Annotated in this window: 21 protein-coding genes; 11 read left to right on the top strand and 10 right to left on the bottom strand. The window is 63.0% G+C overall.

Annotated features, from left to right (window positions below):
• Positions 1-232: 232 nt before the first annotated feature.
• On the top strand, positions 233-2,563 hold the full coding sequence (locus tag CDE01S_RS00455; protein WP_066702072.1) for a penicillin-binding protein 1A: 2,331 nt from the start codon (positions 233-235) through the stop codon (positions 2,561-2,563).
• On the opposite strand, the gene cyaY is transcribed toward CDE01S_RS00455, so the two are convergent.
• Complete coding sequence (gene cyaY / locus CDE01S_RS00450) at positions 2,564-2,893, bottom strand: iron donor protein CyaY (protein ID WP_066702070.1); 330 nt, start codon at positions 2,891-2,893, stop codon at positions 2,564-2,566. It abuts the gene before it with no gap.
• 12 nt (positions 2,894-2,905) lie between these two features.
• On the opposite strand from cyaY, the gene lptM reads away from it, so the two are divergent.
• From lptM to CDE01S_RS00435, 3 genes are all read left to right on the top strand, one after another.
• A complete protein-coding gene (gene lptM, locus CDE01S_RS00445) occupies positions 2,906-3,142 on the top strand; it encodes an LPS translocon maturation chaperone LptM (RefSeq protein ID WP_066702068.1) in 237 nt (78 codons plus the stop codon).
• Positions 3,139-4,416: a diaminopimelate decarboxylase gene (lysA, locus tag CDE01S_RS00440; RefSeq protein WP_066702062.1), complete on the top strand. Its 1,278-nt coding sequence runs from the start codon at positions 3,139-3,141 to the stop codon at positions 4,414-4,416. The genes lptM and lysA overlap by 4 nt, the downstream gene beginning before the upstream one ends.
• 94 nt (positions 4,417-4,510) lie before the next feature.
• Complete coding sequence (locus CDE01S_RS00435) at positions 4,511-5,326, top strand: oxygen-binding di-iron domain-containing protein (protein ID WP_066702059.1); 816 nt, start codon at positions 4,511-4,513, stop codon at positions 5,324-5,326.
• On the opposite strand, the gene msrQ is transcribed toward CDE01S_RS00435, so the two are convergent.
• The 5 genes from msrQ to CDE01S_RS00410 all read right to left on the bottom strand — a co-directional run bounded on the left by msrQ (position 5,323) and on the right by CDE01S_RS00410 (position 11,255).
• Positions 5,323-5,928, bottom strand: coding sequence for a protein-methionine-sulfoxide reductase heme-binding subunit MsrQ (gene msrQ, locus CDE01S_RS00430; RefSeq protein WP_066702057.1), 606 nt, complete (start codon positions 5,926-5,928; stop codon positions 5,323-5,325). The two genes, CDE01S_RS00435 and msrQ, sit on opposite strands and share 4 nt — an antisense overlap.
• Before the next feature lie 22 nt (positions 5,929-5,950).
• Positions 5,951-6,952, bottom strand: a complete 1,002-nt coding sequence (gene msrP, locus CDE01S_RS00425) for a protein-methionine-sulfoxide reductase catalytic subunit MsrP (RefSeq protein WP_066702052.1) — start codon at positions 6,950-6,952, stop codon at positions 5,951-5,953.
• Positions 6,953-7,008: 56 nt separating this feature from the next.
• Entirely contained in the window at positions 7,009-8,331 is a 1,323-nt protein-coding gene (ccsB, locus tag CDE01S_RS00420) for a c-type cytochrome biogenesis protein CcsB (RefSeq protein ID WP_066702050.1), read from the bottom strand.
• Between the two features lie 3 nt (positions 8,332-8,334).
• Positions 8,335-10,449 (bottom strand): cytochrome c biogenesis protein ResB, encoded by a 2,115-nt coding sequence (locus CDE01S_RS00415; protein ID WP_066702048.1) that lies wholly within the window; start codon positions 10,447-10,449, stop codon positions 8,335-8,337.
• Between the two features lie 179 nt (positions 10,450-10,628).
• Positions 10,629-11,255, bottom strand: a complete 627-nt coding sequence (locus CDE01S_RS00410; protein WP_066702495.1) for a c-type cytochrome — start codon at positions 11,253-11,255, stop codon at positions 10,629-10,631.
• 73 nt (positions 11,256-11,328) lie between these two features.
• Here CDE01S_RS00410 and yihA point away from each other — a divergent pair, with 73 nt between their 5' ends.
• Positions 11,329-12,036 carry a ribosome biogenesis GTP-binding protein YihA/YsxC gene (gene yihA / locus CDE01S_RS00405; RefSeq protein WP_439648655.1) on the top strand — a complete coding sequence of 236 codons (708 nt, stop codon included), beginning with the start codon at positions 11,329-11,331 and terminating at the stop codon, positions 12,034-12,036.
• Positions 12,033-12,950, top strand: a complete 918-nt coding sequence (locus CDE01S_RS00400) for an alpha/beta fold hydrolase (RefSeq protein WP_066702038.1) — start codon at positions 12,033-12,035, stop codon at positions 12,948-12,950. Before yihA ends, CDE01S_RS00400 begins: the two co-directional genes overlap by 4 nt.
• Before the next feature lie 58 nt (positions 12,951-13,008).
• Here the strand turns inward: CDE01S_RS00400 and CDE01S_RS00395 are convergent, their stop codons facing one another.
• Complete coding sequence (locus CDE01S_RS00395) at positions 13,009-13,884, bottom strand: LpxL/LpxP family acyltransferase (protein ID WP_281179329.1); 876 nt, start codon at positions 13,882-13,884, stop codon at positions 13,009-13,011.
• 2 nt (positions 13,885-13,886) lie between these two features.
• Positions 13,887-14,717 (bottom strand): lysophospholipid acyltransferase family protein, encoded by an 831-nt coding sequence (locus CDE01S_RS00390; RefSeq protein WP_066702033.1) that lies wholly within the window; start codon positions 14,715-14,717, stop codon positions 13,887-13,889.
• Between the two features lie 179 nt (positions 14,718-14,896).
• Here CDE01S_RS00390 and metK point away from each other — a divergent pair, with 179 nt between their 5' ends.
• From metK to CDE01S_RS00370, 4 genes are read left to right on the top strand one after another with little or no spacing between them, the layout of a single operon-like run.
• Entirely contained in the window at positions 14,897-16,081 is a 1,185-nt protein-coding gene (gene metK / locus CDE01S_RS00385; protein ID WP_066702492.1) for a methionine adenosyltransferase, read from the top strand.
• Between the two features lie 18 nt (positions 16,082-16,099).
• On the top strand, positions 16,100-17,362 hold the full coding sequence (locus tag CDE01S_RS00380) for a glycosyltransferase family 9 protein (RefSeq protein ID WP_066702030.1): 1,263 nt from the start codon (positions 16,100-16,102) through the stop codon (positions 17,360-17,362).
• Positions 17,359-17,850, top strand: coding sequence for a GtrA family protein (locus tag CDE01S_RS00375; protein WP_066702028.1), 492 nt, complete (start codon positions 17,359-17,361; stop codon positions 17,848-17,850). The genes CDE01S_RS00380 and CDE01S_RS00375 overlap by 4 nt, the downstream gene beginning before the upstream one ends.
• Positions 17,851-17,889: 39 nt before the next feature.
• Positions 17,890-19,653, top strand: a complete 1,764-nt coding sequence (locus CDE01S_RS00370) for a glycosyltransferase family protein (RefSeq protein ID WP_066702025.1) — start codon at positions 17,890-17,892, stop codon at positions 19,651-19,653.
• Between the two features lie 16 nt (positions 19,654-19,669).
• On the opposite strand, the gene CDE01S_RS00365 is transcribed toward CDE01S_RS00370, so the two are convergent.
• Together CDE01S_RS00365 and CDE01S_RS00360 are read right to left on the bottom strand one after the other, a co-directional pair.
• The gene (locus CDE01S_RS00365) at positions 19,670-20,347 is read right to left on the bottom strand and encodes a hypothetical protein (protein WP_066702021.1); all 678 of its coding nucleotides are present in this window, start codon (positions 20,345-20,347) and stop codon (positions 19,670-19,672) included.
• A gap of 11 nt (positions 20,348-20,358) precedes the next feature.
• Complete coding sequence (locus CDE01S_RS00360; RefSeq protein ID WP_157076999.1) at positions 20,359-21,540, bottom strand: exo-alpha-sialidase; 1,182 nt, start codon at positions 21,538-21,540, stop codon at positions 20,359-20,361.
• A 212-nt stretch (positions 21,541-21,752) separates the two neighbouring features.
• Between CDE01S_RS00360 and groES the strand changes: the two genes are divergently transcribed.
• Complete coding sequence (gene groES, locus CDE01S_RS00355) at positions 21,753-22,043, top strand: co-chaperone GroES (protein ID WP_066702016.1); 291 nt, start codon at positions 21,753-21,755, stop codon at positions 22,041-22,043.
• Positions 22,044-22,110: the final 67 nt, after the last annotated feature.

Below are 22,110 nucleotides of genomic sequence, written 5' to 3'. Positions count from 1 at the left end.
CATCCTTGATGCGTTGTCAAAAGTTGACGCTTTGTATGCAATTGAAACAAGGCCACCAAGCCCAATCCGGGCTTGGTGGCCCAGCCTTCACAATGCAAGCTGAGCCCTGATCACTTGGATCGTGTGCAGATTTTTATAATGCACGACGCGCACCCTATTACTCTTTATGCCCGCAAAACCCAAGCCGCCTGTTTCAGCTGCCCCTGCAGGCGTGAACCCCCACAAACCCGCCATGCACTGGCTGACCCGATTAGGCTTGTGGGCTGGTGGACTGGCCTTGGCCGGGCTGCTCTCGATCCTGATGGTCGTGGCGATTGCCCTGGCCGTGGCCTTCCCTAACCTGCCAGACATCTCAGATCTTTCGGATTACCGGCCCAAGCTGCCGCTGCGTGTGTTTTCGACGGAAGGCGACCTGATCGGCGAATTTGGCGAAGAAAGGCGCAATCTCACCCCGATCAAGGACATCCCCAAGGTGATGACCGATGCCGTGCTGGCCATCGAAGATGCCCGCTTCTACCAGCATGGCGGCGTGGACTACCTCGGCGTGATTCGCGCCGGCCTGGCCAATGTCGGTCGCGTCAAGAGCCAGGGCGCCTCCACCATCACCATGCAGGTGGCCCGCAATGTCTACCTGTCGTCGGAAAAGACCTTCACCCGCAAGCTCTACGAGATCCTGCTGACGTTCAAGCTTGAGCATCTGCTCACCAAGGATCAGATCCTCGAGATCTACATGAACCAGATCTTCCTGGGGAATCGGGCCTATGGTTTTGCCGCAGCCTCGGAAGCTTATTTCGGCAAACCGCTCAAGGACATCACCATTGCCGAGGCCGCCATGCTGGCCGGCCTGCCCAAGGCACCCTCCGCCTACAACCCGATCAACAACCCGAAACGGGCACGCTCACGCCAGCTCTACATCATCGAGCGCATGCAGGAAAACGGCTTCATCACAGAAGAACAAGCCATTGCAGCCAAAAAACAAGAGTTGAAAGTCAAGCCGGCCCACCAAAATGGGCGCATCCATGCCGAGTTTGTGGCCGAAACCGTGCGCCAACTCATGTATGCCCAGTATGGCGATGAAACCTATACCCGCGGCCTGAATGTCTACACCACCATCCGCGCTGCCGACCAGGATACGGCCTACAAGGCCTTGCGCCGCGGCATCATGGACTACGAACGGCGCCAGATCTACCGCGGCCCGGAAAAGTTCGTCAACCTGCCGAGCAAACCGCAGGAACTTGAAGACGCGATTGACGATGCACTGGATGACTTTCCGGACAACGGCGACCTGATGTCAGCGGTGGTGCTGGAAGCCGACCCTAAAAAGATCGTGGCCGTCCGGCAGAACGGCGAACCCGTTGAGATCACCGGGGAAGGCCTGCGTCCGGCGCAGTCCGGCTTGTCGGCCAAGGCCCCGCCGCACATTAAGATCCGTCGAGGTGCGATCATTCGTGTCGTCAAGACCCCGAAGGACACTTGGGAGATCACGCAACTGCCCGAGGTCGAAGGCGCTTTTGTCGCACTGGATCCGCGAGACGGCTCCATCAAGGCCTTGGTCGGTGGCTTTGATTTCGTCAAGAACAAGTTCAACCATGTCACCCAGGCATGGCGCCAACCTGGCTCCAGCTTCAAGCCCTTCATCTACTCGGCCGCCTTGGAAAAAGGCTTCACGCCAAGCACCGTGGTCAACGATGCGCCGCTGTTCTTCGACTCCGGCGTCACCGGCGGTCAGCCCTGGGAGCCGAAAAACTACGACGGCAAGTTTGAGGGCCCGATGACCTTGCGCCGCGGCCTCGCCAAGTCGAAAAACATGATCTCGATCCGCGTTCTGCAGGCTGTGGGCCCACAGAACGCGCAGAACTGGATCACGCATTTCGGCTTCGAAGCCGATAAGCACCCCCCCTACCTGACCATGGCCTTGGGTGCCGGCTCCGTCACGCCGATGCAGATGGCAACGGCCTACTCGGTGTTCGCCAATGGCGGCTACCGCGTCAACCCCTGGCTCATTGCCAAGGTATCGGAACAAAAAGGCGGAAAGGTGCTGGTCAACACAACACCGCCAGTACTCGACGACGCCATGCGTGCCATCGATGCCCGCAACGCCTTCATCATGTCCAGCCTGCTGCAGGAGGTCACCCGCTCCGGTACGGCTGCCCGTGCGCAAGCCACACTGAAGCGCCCTGATCTTTACGGCAAGACCGGTACCACCAATGACTCCATGGATGCCTGGTTTGCTGGTTACCAACCCACGCTCACGGCCGTGACCTGGATCGGCTACGACACCCCCCGCAAGCTGGGTGATCGTGAGACTGGCGGCGGCTTGAGCCTGCCGGTATGGATCAGCTTCATGGAACATGCCCTCAAAGGGGTCCCCGTGACCGAAATCAGCGCCCCTGAAGGCGTGACCAATACCGGTGGCGACTGGGCCTATGAGGAGTACGCCAAGGGCGCCGGCGTCAGCAATCTGGGGCTGGAAGACAAACCGGCCGGCGAACCAGGCGGCACTGTTCAGGCCTTGCCGCCAGCCGATGAAAAGAAGAAGATCCTCGATCTGTTCAAGAACTGATCAGGCAGAGAAACTTAAGGGACAAGCCGCCTGCTCCGAGGCATGGGCCGACAGATTGGCAAAAAATTCGCCATGTCCTTTGGTGTCTATCCACTGGCGACCATCGAACTTGTAATGAAACCCCCCTGCCTTGGCGGCCAGCCAGATCTCGTGCAACGGTTTCTGCAGGTTCACGACGATCTGGCTGCGGTTGCGAAACACCAGCGTCACCATGCCTCCAACACGTTGGTTATCAATATCGGCGTCGCTTTCGTCGTTGATGCGGTCGCAGCTGGCCTCGATCGCGCGTAAGACCAATTCGGCGCGATCCATGAATTCGGTGTCGGTCATTACAATTTCGTGATGTTGCAAACAAACCAAATTCTAGTCAGGGCACTAACCCTTATGGGCCTTGCTGCCATTGCGGCTAGCTTGACAACCCTCCTCAGCGGCTGTGGTCAGCCGGGAGCACTGTACCTGCCGACCGAACCGGCTGCTGCCCGCCGCGCCACCTTGCCTGAAACCCTGATCCCCGACTCGCGCCGGGACAGCGCCGCCACCGCCCCTGCTGCCCCCGCCTCTGCCCCCGCCTCCAAATGACTGCTCCCAAACTTCCCGGCCATCCCCATATCGCCTACCAGGGTGATGAACTTTTCATTGAGAACGTTCGTCTGAGCGACTTGGCTCGCCAGTACGGCACGCCTTTGTTTGTGTATTCCAAGGCCGCCATGCTCTCGGCCTTGGCCGCCTACCAACGCGGCTTTGCGGGCCGGAAGGTGCAAATCTGCTACGCCATGAAAGCCAACTCCTCGCTAGGCGTCCTGCAGGTCTTCGCCCAGGCCGGCTGCGGCTTTGACATCGTTTCCGGTGGAGAACTGGAACGCGTGCTGGCCGCAGGCGGCGAGGCCAAAAGAGTCATCTTCTCCGGTGTGGGCAAAACGCGCGCTGAAATGCGCCGTGCACTGGAAGCCGGCATCGGCTGCTTCAATGTCGAGAGCGAAGCCGAGCTGGAAGTGCTCAACGACGTGGCCCTGGCCATGCACCAGCGTGCACCGGTCAGCATTCGCGTCAATCCCAATGTCGACCCGAAAACCCACCCCTACATCTCGACCGGCTTGAAGGGCAACAAGTTCGGCATTGCGCACGAACGCACCCTCGCCACCTACCAGCGAGCCGCTTCACTGCCGGGGCTGCAGGTCGTGGGCATTGACTGCCACATCGGCTCGCAGATCACGCAGGAAGAGCCGTATCTTGATGCCATGGACCGTGTGCTCGATCTGGTCGAGACCATCGAGGCTGCAGGCATCCCTCTGCACCACATTGATTTCGGCGGCGGTCTCGGCATTGACTACAACGACGATACACCGCCAGCAGCCGATGCGCTGTGGGCCAAGCTGCTGGCAAAGCTTGATGCACGTGGTTTCGGCGGGCGGCAACTCATGATCGAACCCGGGCGCTCCCTGGTGGGCAATGCCGGCGTCTGCCTGACCGAAGTGATGTATCTCAAGCCCGGCGAGCAGAAGAACTTCTGTATCGTCGACGCGGCCATGAACGATCTGCCACGCCCCGCCATGTACCAGGCTTTCCATCGGATTGTCCCTTTGACGTCGCGTCCGGCAACGTCGACGCTTTACGACGTCGTCGGCCCCATCTGCGAAAGTGGCGACTGGATCGGACGTGACCGCAGTCTGGCCGTTGCACCCGGCGATCTGCTGGCCGTGTTGTCTGCCGGCGCCTACTGCATGAGCATGGCCAGCAACTACAACACCCGCGGCCGGGCGGCAGAGGTCTTGATTGACATGAATCAAGTCCATTTGATCCGCGTGCGCGAAAATCCCGCAGACACGTTCAGCCACGAACGCTTGCCAACCTAGGCAGACATTTGTGGTTGCGGTCATTGCATCAGCGATCGACCGCCCATTCCGGATTGACGCCCCTGCCTCAGGGGCGGTCTTACTTTGCGCTGCCATGTCACCTGTTGAGCTCTACAAAGACAAGACCCATGAGGTCCTGATGTTCACCGACCTGATCGATGAAGACGGCCAGGCGGTGCAAGCCAACCAGTTCCTCATCTGCGATGGCGACACCGGCGCCATCATCGACCCGGGCGGCAACCTGGCCTTCAACGAGTTGTTCCTCAACATGTCGAAGCACTTCCCGCCCAGCAAGCTGGCCTACCTGATCGCATCCCATGCCGACCCGGACATCATCGCCTCGCTGGACCGCTGGATGACCAGCACCCGGGCGACACTGGTCATCTCCCGCATCTGGGAGCGCTTTGCACCACACTTCACCAAGGTAGGAAAAACCGATGACCGTGTGGTGGGTGTGCCCGATGCCGGGGGACGCCTGCCGCTGGGACAGCACGAGCTCTGGCTGCTGCCGGCCCATTTCATGCATTCGGAAGGCAACTTCCATTTTTACGACCCGGTCAGCCGCATCCTCTTCACCGGGGACCTGGGTGCCTCGCTTGTCAGCGGCAAACAAGCGCGCGAGCCTGTGACCGAACTGAAGCCGCACCTGCCGAACATGGAGGGCTTCCACCGCCGCTACATGGTCTCCAACAAGATCCTGCGCCTGTGGGTTCGCATGGCTCGGGAACTGGATATCGCAATGATCGTGCCGCAGCATGGCGCGCCGATCGCCGGCGCGGGAGCCATCAAAGACTTCCTGGCCTGGATTGAAAACCTGCAATGCGGTATCGACCTGTTCGACAGCTCGGCTTACCGTCTGCCCAAGAATGTCATCGATCCCAGCATCACGGCTGGGCATCGGCCAGCCTAAGTGCGCCGCAGCGCCAGCCTGCGCCACAAGCGCCAAGCCAGCAGGATGCCGACAATACCGGCGTAGACCACCACCTCGGCCAAGTTGTTCTTGGATGCGCGCATCCAGAAGAAATGCAGCACCCCCAAGACTGCGATGCCATAGACCAGCCGATGCAGGACCCGCCAGCGTGGAGCGCCCAGCCAGCGGATGGCACGGTTGAAAGAGGTGGCAGCCAAGGGCGTGAGCAAAACAAAGGCGGCAAAACCTACCAGGATGAAAGGCCGCTTGGTGATGTCGCGTGCAATGTCCTGCAACTCGAACCCCATGTCGAACCAGCTGTAGCACAGCAGGTGCAACAGCACATAAAAATACACAAACAGCCCCAGCATGCGACGGAATCGTGCCAGCGAAGGCAAGCCGGCCCGTATGCGCAGGGGTGTCACCGCCAACACCAGGCACAGGAAGCGCAAGGTCCAATCGCCCGTCGAACGCACCAAGGCTTCTGCCGGATTGGCCCCGAGTTGATCAGACGCGGCGGCATAAACCAGAAAGGCACATGGCAACAGACATACCGCCAGCAGCAGTGGTTTGGCTAAAGGACTCAGCAAGAAACGATTCATCCCCAGATTAGCTGCAACGGTTTCAGTAGTATTTCTTGAGGTCCATGCCGGCATACAGTTGGCCGACCTGGGCCTCGTAGCCGTTGAACATCAGCGTCTTGCGCTTCTGGGAAAACAAGCCGTCTTCCCCAATGCGCCGCTCCCGTGCCTGGCTCCAGCGAGGATGATCCACATTCGGATTCACATTGGAATAGAAACCGTATTCCTGGGGAGCGGCCTGGTGCCAGGCGGTCATGGGCTCCTTGTCGGTAAAACGGATCTTCACCAGACTCTTGCCACTCTTGAAACCGTATTTCCACGGCACGACCAGGCGCAAGGGCGCACCGTTCTGCTTGGGCAGGATCTCGCCATACATGCCGAAAGTCAGCAGGGTCAGCGGATGCATGGCCTCGTCCATCCTCAACCCTTCGACATAAGGCCAATTCAGCACGTGGGTGCTGACATAGGGCATGGTCTTGCGGTCAGCCAGGGTGACGAACTCGACATACTTGGCGCTGCTCAGCGGCTCAACTTTCTTGATCAGTTCCGACAGTGAGTAACCCACCCAGGGGATCACCATCGACCAGCCTTCGACGCAGCGCAGGCGATAGATCCGCTCCTCCTGGGGGCTGAGTTTGAGCAAGTCTTCTAGGGTGTAATTGGCGGGTTTCTTCACCAACCCCTCGACCGCCACCGTCCAGGGTGAAGTCTGCAGTGTGTGTGCGTTGCGCGCTGGATCGCTCTTGTCCGTCCCGAATTCGTAGAAGTTGTTATAGCCAGCGGCATCCTTGTACTCGGTGATCTTCTCCACCGTGGTGGCACCGCTGACCATGGACTTGGCAGCCGTCAGCGCCGTCAGTTTGCCTGGCCGTGCTGTCACAGTCTGGGCTTGGGCGTCGCGCATGGCCCACGTTGCCAGCGCAGCCCCGGCGGCGCCTGTGGCCATGAGCCGGATCAGTTCACGGCGCTGCGTGTAAATCCCCTGCGGGGTGATCTCACTGGCGACCGGATGAATGAAGCCATTGTTGCGCGATTTGATCAGCATGATGCGGTCCTTGTTACAACATGAGTCGTAGGAGCGCCTCCACGCTGACAAAGTTCCTACAAGGCGCCGTAACTGTGCAAGCCGCTGAGGAACATGTTGACGCCGATGAAGGCAAACGTGGTCACCCCCAGGCCAGCCAGCGCCCACCAGGAAGCCACCGTGCCGCGCAGGCCCTTCATCAGCCGCATGTGCAGCCAAGCCGCATAGTTGAGCCAGACAATCAGCGCCCAGGTCTCCTTCGGGTCCCAGCTCCAGTAGCCGCCCCAGGCCTCGGCCGCCCACAAGGCGCCGAGCACCGTGGCAATGGTGAAGAAGGCAAAACCGACGGCGATGGCCTTGTACATCACGTCGTCCAGCACCTCCAGCGTCGGCAGGCGTTCAGCGATGCGCTTGCGACCCAGCAGGATGCCGCCCACGATCAGGCTGGCGATGATGAAATAAACCAGCCAATAGCTGCCGCCCGCTTCGGCCGTGCTCTTGCGGAAGGCCAGCGGAACGAAGCACAGCACGATGCCGAAGATCCACAACGGCGCCAATCGGAACCAGCGCGTTTCCTGCGTCTGGCTCTTGATCAGATAGGCAAATGCCACCATCGCGGAGAGGGAGAAGGTACCGTAGCCGATGAAGTTGGCCGGCACATGCAGCTTCATCCACCAGCTCTTGAGCGCCGGCACCAGCGGCTGGATTTCATGCGCCTCACGCACCGCCGTGTACCAGAGCAGGAAACCGACCGCCGCACTGACCACCAGCATGACGAAAGCGCCCATGGCACGCGTCTGGTACTGGGCTTCGAAGTAGAGATAGAACAGTGCCGTCATCCAGCAGAACAGCACGAACACCTCGTACAGGTTGCTCACCGGGATGTGGCCGATGTCGGAACCGAGCAGATAGCTCTCATACCAGCGCACCATGGTGCCGATCAGGGCCATGGCCACGGCCAGCCAGGCCAGGCGCGAACCGATCAACTCCATCGTGGCGCCCTGCCCCTTGGCAAACATGCCGAGCCAGTAGAACAGCGTGCTCATGAAGAACACCATGCTCATCCACAGGATGGCGGACTGACTGGACAGGAAGTACTTGAGCCAGAACACGCTCTCGGCACGCGCCAGCTGCCCTTGGTAAGACACAATGCCCAGCAGGGAAAAGACCGCCACCAGCAGCATCAGGGCGCGCAGCGGACGCCAGAACCAGCCCAGCGCCACAGCCGAAGGCATGGCCAGCAACAGGATGCCCTTCTCGTACACATCCATGGCGTGGCTGTAGGTCGAGAAGGCAAACAGTCCCCCTGCCAGCACAAGGGCGGCAAACAGCCAGTCGAAGACATTGCGCTTGGCAAAGTAGCCTTCGTTCAGGGTCAGTGTCGTGGTTGCAGTATTCATGTCTTACTCCTTGGCCCCGATCAACTTGTCGCGGAGCTGTGCAAATTCGCGGTCACCGTCCATCGTCTTGCGGTTGGCCGACAGCGCCATGGTGGCGTGCGCGCCAGCGTCTTGCGGCGCCAGCCACACCCACAGGCGGCGCTCCCGCACATACAGCATGGCAAACACACCGAGGATCAGCAGGGCGCAGCCCAGATAAACAATGTTCTTGCCCGGGGCACGTGCCACCTGGAACACGCTGGCCTGCACCTGTTTGAAATCGACCAGTTGCAACACCATGGGTGCCGGGTACAGATAGGCATCGCTCAAGGCCAGCACGGCCTGCGTCATGAACGCCTGCGAAGCTTCATCCGGCACCAAAGCCTTGAGGCCGGCACGCTCACGCGCCACCTGGGCCAACTCGAACAGCGTCCCGTTGAGGATGCGGATCAGCATCTCGCCGGCACGGTTGCGCTCGCTTTCCGGCACGTTGGCCTCCATGAAATCGGCCACCGCCTGCAGGCCGCCCGGCGCCGAACTGCCTTTGACTTTTTCCAAACCGGCGAACAGGCCCAAGGCCCGCGCGGCAGACGCCGTCAGCTGCGGCAACAGATCGGGGCGCGAAGCATCCACCACCTTGGCAGCATAACGGCGCACCGCCTGCTCACGCAGTGCAGGGTCGGCCAAGGCAGACCGCAGGCGGAAGAATTCGTCGCTCGAACCCTGCGCATCGGCCGGTACGCGCAGATAGCGGAAGGGCTCGGCCGGCGTCTCGCGCATGCCCAACAGGAAGACCGGCACGCCATCACCCAGGTCCATCGGCAGCATGTAGTTGTGGAACTCACGCGCCTGGCCGGCAGCATCGCGCAGCTTGTAGCTGATGCTGGGGCCGACATTGCGCTGGGTCTTCTTGGCGTCGGCCTTGTTGGCCGCACCGAGGCGCTGGTTGAGCGATTCACGCAGATCGACCTTGCGCACATCCACGCCGGAAGGACCGTTGCCGGCAAAATTCTCCACATTGATCACCCGCAGGCCGGTGTACTCCAGCGTCAACTTCTCGCTGCCATTGGTAAGCTGTGACGCGCTGCCGATCACGCCCTCGATCTGGAACGGCTTGGTGGCCGCGTTCATCGGCAAGGCCTGCAGCCGCACGGTGGAGCCACCATCGTCAAAACTCGACTGGTAGATCTCGACACCTTTGTAGCTGGCCGGATGGTTGACCTCGACGCGCGCCTCCTGCTTCTCACCGGTGGCCTTGTCGTGGATCACGATCTCGCTGGCAAACAGCTTGGGCATACCGGTGGAGTAATGCTCGACGATGAACTTCTTCAACTCGACGGCAAACGGCAGTTCCTGCAGCAGGATGCCGTCAGACTGGCTCAGGATGGCCGTGCTCGATTGCGTGCCTTCGGCCACCAGCAGGTTGCCGCGGAAGGTCGGGTTGCGCTCGCTCAGGCGGTGTTCGGGTTTCACATCGGCGATCAGGCCGCCACCGTTGTAAGGCGTCTTGCCGCCCACCCACATCTGGGCACGCACGATCAGGTCACCATCGAGCAGGCCGCCCAGACACACCAGCACGATGGCACTGTGCGCCGCGATATAGCCCAGCTTGTTGGCCGCGCCCGCCTTGGCGGCTACCATCCAGCCGCTACCGGCCGACGTTTCGCGCTGCTGCAGTTTGACCTTCCAGCCGCTGCCCGCCAGCAGCTGGCCAATGCGTCGTGCCGCCGTTTCGGGTGCCTCACCCAGTGCCGCTTCCGCCCGATGGTGGAAAGCCCGCAGGCTCTGTTCGCGGATGTTTTCCTTGTACGACTTGAGGTCGGTGATGATCTTGGGCGTGTTGCGTGCGATGCACAAGGTTGTGCTGGTCACCAGAAAGGCCAGGATCAAGAGGAACCACCAGGCGCTGTACACCGCATACAGGTCCAGCTTGCCGAACACCTCGGTCCAGAAAGGACCGAACTGGTTGATGTAGTTGGTCAGCGGCTCATGCTGCTTGAGGACGGTACCAATGACCGAGGCGATGCAGATCACCGTCAGCAGCGAGATGGCAAAGCGCATCGACGACAGCAACTCCACCGCGGCGCGCAACGAGCTGGAAGACGACTTGAGTTCAAGACCCTGGGTGGAGACTGTCATGCGTGAATTGTGCTGTGCACCAATAAAAAAGGCAGGTCTTCACAAAAGACCCGCCTTGGTATGGAGTGTTCGAAAGCTGCCGGGTTCCGTCAGCGGGTGCGAATCCGCCATTCTCCCCCAAACATCATCCGAAACTTATTGATTTCGGCATTGCCCCGGCACCAAGCCGGTGTATTCGATCAGCGCAGACCGGCAATGTAGTCGGACACCGCCTTGATCTCACGGTCGTTCATCTTGGCCGCCACCTGCGTCATCTGGATGCTGTTCTTGCGCACGCCGTCTCGGAAAGCCACCAGCTGGGCCGTGGAGTAGTCGGCATGCTGGCCGCTCAGACGCGGGTACTGGGCGGGAATGCCGGCACCGTTGGGGCTGTGGCAGCCGGCACAGGCGGCAATCTGGCGGTCGGCAATGCCGCCGCGGAAGATGCGCTCACCCAAGGCCACCAGATCCTTGTCCTTGGCAAAGCCGGGTTTGGCTTTTTGCGAGGTCAGCCAGGCGGCGATGTTCTTCATGTCATCGTCGCTCAGGGTGGCAGCGAAACCGGACATCACGGCGCTGGCACGCTTGCCGGACTTGAACTCCTGCAGCTGCTTGACCAGGTAGGCGGGGTGTTGCTGCGCCAGCTTGGGGTTGGCTGGCGTGCCCGAGTTGCCATCGGCACCGTGGCAGGATGCGCACACCGCCGCAAACTTGGCCTCGCCTTGGGCCAGATCCGGCTTGGCCGGTGCTTTGGCCTCTTGTGCCGCGTGGGAAAAAGCAGGCGCTGCCAGCGCGGCAGCCATCAACAGGTGAGCAAGCAACTTCATGGTGATTGTCTGGTGTGGTTGGAGCAAAACTGCCTGATTCTACAATGCGGATCCAGGCTTTCCAGCACACACAATGACCACCCCCTCCAAAACGCCCGCTCCGTCCCGCCCTGACCACCGTCAAGGCACGCCCGCCAAGACGGAAGCCGTCCAGGAGTTGGGCTGGCTGCACACGGCCCGTTTCCTCACCACGGCCCCGCAGCTGCAGTTCCTGCCAGCGCTGGACGTGCCGGAAATCGCCTTTGTCGGCCGCTCGAATGCCGGCAAGTCCACCTGCATCAACACGCTGACACAGCAGAAACAGCTGGCCTTCGCCTCCAAAAAACCCGGCCGCACCCAGCACATCAACCTCTTTGCCCTAGGCAAGCAGGGCCTCACCGACGCCGTGCTGGCCGACCTGCCGGGTTACGGTTACGCCGCTGTCCCGAAGCAGGACAAGATCCGCTGGCAACAAGTCATGGCCAATTACCTGGTCACGCGCGAAAACCTCAAAGGTATCGTCCTCCTGTGCGACCCACGCCACGGCCTGACCGAGCTGGACGAGGTGCTGCTGGAAGTGATCCGCCCCCGAGTCGAAGAGGGCCTGAAGTTTCTGGTCATCCTGACCAAGGCCGACAAGCTCACTCGCAGCGAAGCCGCCAAAGCCCTGTCCATCATGAAGCTGAATGCCGGCGGCGGCGAGGTGCGGCTGTTCTCCGCCACCAAACGCACCGGCATCGAGGACGTGGCCCGCCTGTTATGGCAATGGGCCCACCCTGAGAGCGAAGCATTGCCAGCATGATCGAAACCTGGCTGCAGCCGCTGCCGCACGGCATCACCCTGAGCTGCCGCGCCGCCGGCGCGCGCGGCCGGCCGGTGCTGCTGTTTCTGCACGGTTTTCCGGAAGCCGCCTTTGTCTGGGACGAACTGCTGGAACACTTCGCCCGCCCCGAGCATGGCGGCTACCGCTGCGTGGCGCCCAACCTGCGCGGCTACGAGCAGTCGAGCGCACCAGCCGATGTGGCGGCCTACCGCGCCAAGCACCTGGTGCAGGACATCGCGGCGTTGATCACCATCGAAGCCAAGGACCAAGGCGGCCAGCTGGCCTGCCTGGTGGCGCACGACTGGGGGGGCGCGGTGGCCTGGAACCTGGCCAACCAGTTGCCGCAATTGCTCCAGAAACTGGCCATCATCAATTCGCCGCACCCCGGCACCTTTTTGCGCGAGCTGAAAAGCAATCCGAAGCAGCAGGCTGCCAGTGCCTACATGAACTTCCTCATCCGGCCCGATGCCGAAGCCTTGCTGGCGCAGGACGACTACCGCCGGCTGTGGGACTTCTTCCTCAACATGGGTGCGGGTACCGGGGGATATGGCTGGCTGACCGAAGAGGTTAAGGCGCGTTACCGTGCCGTCTGGAATCGCGGACTCACCGGCAGCCTGAATTACTACCGCGCCTCGCCGCTGCGCCCGCCGCGCGTGGACGATCCGGCGGCAACATCAATCGACTTGCCGCGGGAAATGCTCACCATCGACCGGCCGACGCTGGTGCTCTGGGGCCTGGGTGACACCGCCTTGCCGCCCGAGTTGATCGAGGGTCTGGACGACTACATCCCGCAGCTCACGCTGCAGCGCGTGCCAGATGCCACGCACTGGATCGTGCATGAGCAGCCCCAGTTGGTGATGGAGGCGCTGCAGGCCTTTTTGCTACAAAAATAGAAGCAGCTGGCGCAATCGGAACGGGCGCCAAACCCGGTTTTCATTGCCAAACACCGTCTCAGTAGACCGATGGCACACCGGCTGGCCGGTCCTTGAAGCGTTTGTGAACCCAGTAGTACTGGCCGGGCATGGTGTCGATGTAGTCCTGCAGGCGCCGGTTCATGCACGCCGTATCCGCCTCGGCATCGTCGGTCGGGAAATCATCCCAAGCTGGCATCACCCGGACCTCGTAACCCGCCGCCGTCATGCGCGTCACCACCGGCACCACCTTGGCACGACCCAGTTTGGCAAAGCGCGACAGTGACGGCACGGTCGCCGCTGGCACACCGTAGAACGGCACGAAGACCGAGTCTTCCGGGCCAAAATTCATGTCAGGCAGGAGATACAGCGGCTCGCCCTCACGCAACGCCGCCACGATGGCCTTGACGCCGTCAATACGGCCGAACAGCCGCCCCTGGCCAAAGCGCCGGCGCCCGGCCAGTATCCAGGCGTCCACCACCGGATTGGCCTGGTTGGTGTAGATGGTGGTGAAGCGGCGCGGCAGCTGCTGCGTCAACGCAGTCCAGCCGGCGTCCAGCCCCATGAAGTGCGGCGCGAAGATGACCGTCGGCGCCTCGCCCTGCAGTTCGGCCACGGCACCCGTCAGCCGCAGGCGCCGGCGCGTCACCTCGGGGGCACCGTGCCAGAGCCAGCTGCGGTCCAGCCAAGCCTGAGCAAAACGAATGAACGTCTCGATCGACAGCGAGCGGATGTGGCGCTCGTCCCATTGCGGGAAACACAGCCGCAGATTGGTACGCACCACATAGCGCCGCGACCGGATCAAACCGTAAAGCACCCAGCCAAACACCCAGCCCAGCGCCCGCAGCCACGGTAACGGCAAAAAGGCCAACAGCCGCATGAAAGCGACACCGACATGACTCAAAAGATGTCCCAACTTCAACCCTGTTCTTCCCGCGGCTGCTTGTAGCGCGCATAACCCCACAGGTACTGCTGGGGGCACTCGGCAATCAATTGCGCCATCGCTTGGTTGATGACGGCGGCGGCGGCCGTCATCTCGGCGGGCAACTCAACGCCCAAGGGGCGCACGTGAATGCGAAAACCACGCCCCCACGACAGACGTTCACCCCAGGCCACCAGCACCGTCGCCCCGGTCTGCTGTGCCAGCCGGGCCGACAGCGTCATGGTGTAGGCCGGCTGGCCGAAAAACGGCGCCCAGACGCCCAGGCCCAGCGGCGGCACCTGGTCAGGCAACAGCCCGACCGACTGCCCCTGGCGCAGGGCCTTCAGCATTTGCTTGACGCCCGCCAGGGTGGTCGGCACGGTGTGCAGCCCGGGACGGCTGCGCGCCGTGGCCACCAGCGTGCGCAGCCAGGGCTGCCGTGCCGGGCGGAACAGCACCGTCATCGGTTGGCGCTGGCCAAACCGCTGTGCATAGGCCTGCGCCGTGATCTCGAAACAGCCCAGGTGCGGCGTCAGGAACACGATGCCGCGGCCCAGCGCCAGCGCCGCCTCGATGTGCTGTGCGCCATCCCACTGAATGGTCACCGGCCGCCCCAGCCACAAACGCGGCAGCTCGGCCACCAATTGGCCGGCGGGACCCACGGCGCCGCGCCACTGCTGCCGACCATAGCCGGCCTGATGCGCGTTGGACAGGAAGCGGCGCCGGTACACCCTGGACAACAGAAACACCACCCAGCCCAGCAGCCAGCCAACGCCCTGCATCAACCCCAGGGGCAGGATGGACAGAAAACGGAACAGGGTGATCATGAGTCGGATAAACTACGCTGGTCGCTGAGTTATGAACTACTTGCAGGGCGACACCGCAGGCGCCGCATCCAAATGTGTGGCAATTGTGCCTCGTCCATCGTGACGAATCTGCTAAAGCGTTCGCCGAAGCTCCGGAGCCCAGGCAACGCGCCTGAAACCAAACTATGGAGTTTATTCACATGGCGAACGATTATCTGTTTACTTCCGAGTCCGTTTCCGAAGGCCATCCCGACAAGGTGGCGGACCAGATCTCCGACGCGATCCTGGACGCGATCTTCAAGCAGGACCCGCGTTCGCGCGTGGCCGCCGAAACCCTGACCAACACCGGTCTGGTGGTGCTGGCTGGCGAGATCACCACCAATGCGCATGTCGACTACATCCAGGTTGCACGCGACACCGTCAAGCGCATCGGCTACGACAACACCGAGTACGGCATCGACTACAAGGGCTGCGCCGTGCTGGTGGCCTACGACAAGCAGAGCAACGACATCGCCCAGGGCGTGGACCACGCCTCCGACGACCACCTCAACATCGGCGCCGGCGACCAGGGCCTGATGTTCGGCTACGCCTGCGATGAAACGCCCGAGCTGATGCCGGCACCGATTCACTACGCGCACCGCCTGGTGGAACGCCAGGCCCAGCTGCGCAAGGACGGCCGTCTGCCCTTCCTGCGCCCGGACGCCAAGAGCCAGGTGACCATGCGCTATGTCGACGGCAAGCCGCACTCGATCGACACCGTGGTGCTGTCCACCCAGCACAGCCCCGACCAGAGCGAAACCCAGACCAAGATGAAGGCCTCGTTCACCGAAGCCATCATCGAAGAGATCATCAAGCCGGTGCTGCCCAAGGAGTGGCTCAAAGAGACACGTTACCTGATCAACCCGACCGGCCGTTTCGTCATCGGCGGCCCGCAGGGTGACTGTGGCCTGACCGGCCGCAAGATCATCGTCGACACCTATGGCGGCGCCTGCCCGCACGGTGGTGGCGCCTTCTCCGGCAAGGACCCGTCCAAGGTCGACCGTTCCGCCGCCTACGCCACGCGTTATGTGGCCAAGAACATCGTGGCGGCCGGCCTGGCCAAGAAATGCCAGGTGCAGGTGGCCTACGCCATCGGCGTGGCCAAGCCCATGAACATCACGGTCAACACCCACGGCACCGGCGTCATTGCCGATGACAAGATCGCCGCCTTGGTGGCCGAGCATTTCGACCTGCGTCCGAAGGGCATCATCCAGATGCTGGACCTGCTGCGTCCGATCTACGAAAAGACCGCCGCCTACGGCCACTTCGGCCGCGAAGAGCCCGAGTTCACCTGGGAACGCACCGACAAGGCCCAGGCGCTGCGCGCCGCTGCCGGCCTGAAGTAAAGGCGGGGACGGCCGGGCATGAAGCTGCAGACGCAACGCTGGATAGATCGCTGGGTTGGCCAGCTCCTGTGCGGCGCTGTGTCGCTGTGGGCGCGGCTGATCGGCACGCGCGCACCGAAGGTAGACCGCAGCCGCGCACCGCGCCACATTCTGGTCATCCTGCTGTCCGAGATGGGCAGCGTTGTGCTGGCCGGCCCGATGTTCGCGGCGCTGCGCCAGCGTTACCCCGGCGCCACGGTGCATGTGCTGCAGTTGAAGAAGAACCAGGAAGTCGCGCGCATGCTCGGGCTGGCAGCGCACGAGCACCTGCACGCGATCGACGACAGTTCGGGTTTCCGGTTGCTGCGCGACATCCTGCGTGTCACGCTGGCCATGCGCCGCCTGCCGCTTGATGCCGTGATCGACTGCGAGCTGTTCTCGCGCGTCAGCAGCCTGCTGTCCTACCTGACCGGCGCCCCCCGGCGCGCCGGCTTCACGCCGCATACTCAGGAAGGCCTGTACCGCGGCAGCTATATCAACTACGCCATTCCCTACAACCCCTACCAGCACATCAGCAAGCAGTTTCTCTCGCTGGTCGACGCGCTGGAAAGCGATGGCGCACCACGCAACAAGGCCGCACCCATCCGCGAGCTGCCGAGCGAGACCGGCCTGTCGGTGCCCTTCACCGCGGAGGAGTTGCAGGCCTATCGGGCCCAGGTGCTGGCCGACCACCCGGTGCTGGCCGGTCGCAAGCTCGTGCTCATGTACCCCGGCGGCGGCATCCTGCCCGAGCGCGCCTGGCCGGCTGCGCACTATGCCCGCGTCGCCCGCGGCCTGTGCGACCAGGGCCATGCCGTGGCCTTCATCGGCCTGAAGGACGACACCGCCCTGGCCAATGAGATCCGCGCCCAGGTCGGCAGCGAACTGTGTGTGGCCCTGACCGGCTACACGCGCAGCCTGCGCGAGCTGCTGATGCTGTTCCACGCCAGCCACCTGCTGCTGACCAACGATGGCGGCCCGGGCCATTTCGCCAGCCTGACGCCGATCCGCGTCCTGATGTTCTTCGGCCCAGAGACCGGCAAGCTCTACGGACCGCTGCCCGGCCTGCGCCCTGCACATCTAGGCCCTCAAGCCACCGTGTACGAGTCCGGCATCGCCTGCTCACCCTGCCTCTCGGCCTACAACCACCGCCTGACCTTCTGTGACGGCGACAACCAGTGCCTCAAACGCATCGCCCCCGATCCCGTGCTGGCCGATGCCCTGCAGGCCCTGCGCGAATTACCGGAGCCCACCGCGGCATGAGTGCGTCTTCCTTGCGCGAGCGCATCTGGCGCCTGATCGACTGGCTGCACAGCTTCCGCTATGTGCGCTTCGGCCTGGTCGGCGCCAGCGGCACGGTGGTGAATCTGGCCGTGCTCTATACCGCACACGAGTTCCTGTTCAACGCCATCGAAGCGCCGGGCAGCAAACCCTATTTCTCGCTGGCACTCGCCATCGCGGTGGCCACGGTCAACAACTTCACCTGGAACCGGCTGTGGACATGGTCCGACCGGCTGCACGCCACCTCGATGCAGCACGAGGCGGGCTACTCGAAGCGCAACCTGCTGACGCAGCTGGGCCAATACGCCACCGCCTCCTGGCTGGGCATCCTGCTGCAGTACGCACTCACCCTGTGGCTGACGCACTTCATGCACTATCTGCTGGCCAATGTGATCGCCATCGTGATCGCCAGCGTCAGCAACTTCGTGGCCAACGACCGCTGGACCTTCCGTCACCGCCGCAAGCCATAATGCCGGGCATCGCCGGGGCAGCCCGGCATCGGGACTTCCATGCGCTCTTCCGGCTACTCGACCCCAGCCTCTGCGGCTGACCCTACTTTCATCTGGCTGGCCCTGTTGCTGCTGGCCATCGCGGTCTATGCCTGCGGGCTGGGCGGGCAGTACATCCCGACCAATGGCGACGAGATGGTCTATGCCCATATCGCGCGCAAGACGGCGGAAACCAGCCACTGGCTGCCGCTGGCCTCCGAGCTGGCCGACACGCGCAACACCAAGCCACCGCTGCTGTTTTGGCAGGCCATGGTGGCGGGCGATTGGGGCCAGCACTGGAGCCTGGCCGCCCTGCGCACGCCGAGCCTCATCTACACGCTGCTGATCGCCGCCGCCATCGCCTGGAGCGTGCGGCTGATCACGCGGCACTGGCGCGATGGCCTGATCGCCGCCTGCGTCTATCTGGTCTTTCTCAGCACCTTCCGCTACGGCCGGCCCTACCTGACCAGCGCGCCCGAGACCTTTTGGTTCAGCCTGCCGCTCTTCAGCCTGCTGTGGCAACGGCTGCGCCAGCCTGCCAACGGCCCCGGCTGGGGCCTGCATGCCCTGTTCGGCCTGGGCCTGGGACTGGGCCTGGCCTACAAGTCGTTTGCCCTCATCGCGCCGGCGGCGGCGGCCTGGTGGCTGGCCCTGGTGCTGAGCGAATCACATCTGACGTGGCGCACACTGCTGCGCCACACCCTGCGCACGGCGTTCAGCGCACTGCTGGCCCTGGGCGTGTTCGCGCTCTGGTTCGTACTCGACCCCGACCCGGCTGCGGTCTGGCGCGAGTTCATCGTTGGCGAGAACGCCGCCAAGTTCTCCGACGCACGCGGCTACTGGCAGGAGGCGCTGTCACTCAGCGGCTCCAGCCTCTGGTCGCAGCTGCTGGCCTATGCAGTCAATGCCGGTCTGCTGGCCTTCGCCGTCATTGGCTTGGCTTGGCTGGGTTTGAAACAACTGCCGCGGCTGCGTACCAAGCTGCCCTTGCCGCCACACCAAGCCATCCTGCTGGCCTGGGCTGCGGTCTGGCTGCTGGTCTTCCTGTTCCCAAGCCAGCGTTCGGCGCGTTATGTCATTCCGGCCATGCCGGTGGTGGCCATGCTGCTGGCGCTCCATTGGCGCAGCATCGGACGCCTGTGGTTTGTGCCGACCCTGCTGCTGTCAGGCCTGGCCTTGTTGGTGCTGGGGCGCATTGCCTGGGTCGGCCATGCGCTGGGCCTGTCGTCGGCCACGGACATCGGCCTCGTTTTGTTGACCGTCGGCCTGGGGGCCTGCGTCATCGTCATCGGTCTGTGGCATGCCACCTGGACGCGCACCGGTGCCGTGCTGGCAGGCCTGCTGGTCTATGCCACGTTCGACCTGACGGTGGCCCCCATGGATGGCCCGGTCGGGCTCTATGAGGCCGCCACTGCGACGCCTGCCGGGCGCATTGCCGTCCCCAATGGCTTTAACAGCCAGTTTGAGCGTTTCCAGTTCCTGCTGCCGGGCCAGCGCCAGTTCATCCCCTACGACACCGGGGGCCGCGCCCTGGCCCGGGTCGCGCCGGGGACCACCTTGCCGATGCCGGCACAGCAGCTCCAGCAGTTGCTCGCCTCCCATGACGGCGTGGTGTGGATCCAGTCCGACAGCGCGGAAACCGCACCGACGTGTCTGCCTCAGTGCCGAGTACTGGGGGAGCGCTGGCTGCTCACCAGCCGGCATATGCCAGGCGAAGTCACGCTGGCCAATCTGTGGCAGCCGCAGCAGTGGTTGTTCAAGCGTGAATGGTTGTTGACGCGTTGATGCACGTCGCCTGACATCAGGACTGACTGCTGCGAAAGCGGCGCAGCCCGCGCTGCAGCCCCTCAAGCTGCAACACGATCCACAGCCAGGGATCGAGCAGAGCGTCCCACAGGTTGCCAGTCGGCAGCCGCAACAGCACCTGCAGCAGAAGCACCGCAACGAGCAGAAGCGATATGTTGCGCGTCGACTGGCGTTGCCCCGCCAACAGCCATGGCAGGCCGGCGACCAGTGCCACCACGGCCAACGAGACCGGGCTGAAACCGAGCGCATACAGCGACACGGGCCACACCGCAAAGGTATCCAGCAACAGCAGCCAGCCCAACACAATGCCCAGCATGCCGAAATACCATGGCAGCGCACAGCACGTTGCCGGCAGCACCGCCGGCTTGAACTGCCGCAGCACGAACAAGCCGCACAGCACCGCGCTCATCAGGCTCGGCGCCTGGAATGCCAGCCCCAGCCAGTAGGTGGGCGACAGCGCCCCCGGCCACGCAGCCCAGAGCGCCAGACCTGCCGGCAAGAGCCAGTACCAGATGGACTTGCCCGCCGGCCCCCAGCGCCGCAACAGCCAGAGCCCGAATGTGGCCAGCACCAGGGCCCAGCTCAGCGCCAGGTACAGGCGCACCATGCCGGGCGAAGGTAGCACCGGGACCTGCGTCGACAGCAGGCTGTTGAGTTGGGCGGTCCAGTCCATGGTGCGTGGTCTCAGCGTTTGTCAGCGGGGTCCAGCCGCTGCCAGGCAATCGTGCGCCGCTGGTCGGTATAACTGACCCACAAGCTGCCGTCGGCCCAGGCCAGGGACGGGTAGGAGTATTCGCTCGGTCTTTCGCCTTGGGCCAGTGTCAGCAGGCGGCGCCACTGCAAGCCATCACTGGAAACACTCAGATCCAGCACGGCACGCGAATCAGGGCGCGGGTTGTGCGCCAACAGCATCAGCCCTGGCTCCAGTGTCAGCGCAGCAATGGCGGCATCCGGATTGTGCAGGCCCGGGTCTGGCAGGTCCTGCCAGTGCTGGCCACCGTCCAGCGTCTGCACGGCCCGCAGCTTTTTCTCCGCGCTGTTGTCGCGCAGCAAGGCCAGCCAGTCGGTCTCGTTGCGCATCAACAGTGTGGGCTGCAGCAGGTAGCCGCGCTGCGACATGCGCACCATGCCACGGAACTCGCCATGCGCGTCAAAACGCAAGGCCACCGGGTATTTCTTGCCCAGCTCGAAATAAGCCGGCAGCACCATGCCGCCATCGGCCAGGGGCAGCGGCATGGCACGCACCAGGTGACTGGTGTTCCACGCCCAGGACAGCGGCAGCACGCGCACCGGTGCAAAAGCCAGTTGCTCAAAGTCCGGTCCGCCATCGACCTGGCGCAGGTGCAGGATGCGCCCGGCCGCCCAGCCGCCCAGGCCGGTGGCCACGACAAACAGGTGGATGCGTCCGTCCGCATCACGCCAGGCCACCGGGTTGCCCAGGCGGCGCAAGCCAAAACCCAGCTGCACACCCGCCTCATGGCGGTTCACCACAAAGCGTGCAGCGCTCCACTGCTGACGGCTGCGGTCGAACGCCGAGGCGGCAATCTGCACATCTGGCCCGCTTTCGCGCGAACCGGCAAACCAGAAGGCCAACAGTGACACGGCGTTGTCTGCCGGCAGCGGCAGCAGCGTGCTCGCATGGGCTGCCGGCGTGTTGGCCGGCATTGGAATCTGGCCGCCGGCGCGCGGGATCAGTGTTGTCGTCGGCATGCTGTCCGTCGGCACAGGCCACACCGCGCGGGGCCGAGCCGGCGGCGGGACACGTTGCCACAGATCCAGCCCCACCAGCACCGCGCACACGCACAACACGCAGGCCAGCCGCATGCCGAAGGAACGACCGGAGAGGGGGGGCAGGGACTCAGACACGGATCAGGCAGGTGGGTAACAGGAGGCTGTCATTTCCTTAACCCGCGGGAGTGTAACTTGCCCTGTCTTGAAAGCCGACTAAAAAGCCTTATGATTAGCACTCGCTGGATTTGAGTGCTAACAACACCATCCAACAAAGTTAATGAGCACCAACTTAACCGCTGATGCTTCGGATTTAACCACCCATTGTTTCAAACTCAAGGAGATTCCTGATGAAACTGCGTCCTCTGGCCGACCGCGTGATCGTGAAGCGCGTGGAAAACGAAACCAAAACCGCCTCCGGCATCGTCATCCCCGACAGCGCCGCCGAGAAGCCTGACCAAGGTGAGGTGCTGGCCGTTGGTCCCGGCAAGAAGAACGACAAGGGCGAACTCGTGGCCATGAACGTGAAAGTTGGCGACCGCGTCCTGTTCGGCAAGTACAGCGGCCAGACCGTCAAGGTCGATGGCGATGAACTGCTGGTGATGAAGGAAGACGACCTGTTCGCCGTCGTCGAGAAATAAATCGCATCGCGATTCATTTTCAGCACAGGCTCACTTGGTGCAGCCAAGTGAAGGGGCAAAGCCCCGG

This window comes from Curvibacter delicatus NBRC 14919 (assembly GCF_001592265.1).
Taxonomy (GTDB): Bacteria; Pseudomonadota; Gammaproteobacteria; order Burkholderiales; family Burkholderiaceae_C; genus Hylemonella; species Hylemonella delicata.
The sequence above is the reverse complement of the archived record's forward strand: the minus strand, read 5'-3'. Positions and strand labels throughout refer to the sequence as shown.